The organism is Mordavella massiliensis (assembly GCF_016901695.1).
Classification (GTDB): Bacteria; Bacillota; Clostridia; order Lachnospirales; family Lachnospiraceae; genus Claveliimonas; species Claveliimonas massiliensis_A.
In genome coordinates this window covers 1-219 of the sequence record NZ_JACJKS010000122.1, presented here as the reverse complement: position 1 = coordinate 219, position 219 = coordinate 1, and the positions used below count along the sequence as shown (strand labels likewise).

Sequence of the window (219 nt, the reverse complement as noted above, 5' to 3'; positions counted from 1 at the left end):
AAATCGGAGAAATCGCATCCCAGTTATCTTTCCAGCGTTTCATGGAGTTCGGATATTTAGGCGTCCATTTCTCTGTTACCCGGTCAAGTGCGTCCAGAGCTTTCTTCTCGTCGGATGCCTGATAGATTGTTTTTAAATCCGCTGCAAAGGCTTTCCTGTCTTTATCCGGAACATATTTCAGCGTATTCCGTACCTGATGTACGATACAGCGCTGATACT

1 protein-coding gene is annotated in these 219 nt (G+C 45.2%); it reads right to left on the bottom strand.

Annotated elements, in window-relative coordinates; genetic code table 11:
- Window positions 1-219 (bottom strand): transposase (locus H6A20_RS13385; RefSeq protein ID WP_204907563.1); only part of this gene is annotated, 219 nt, incomplete at both ends.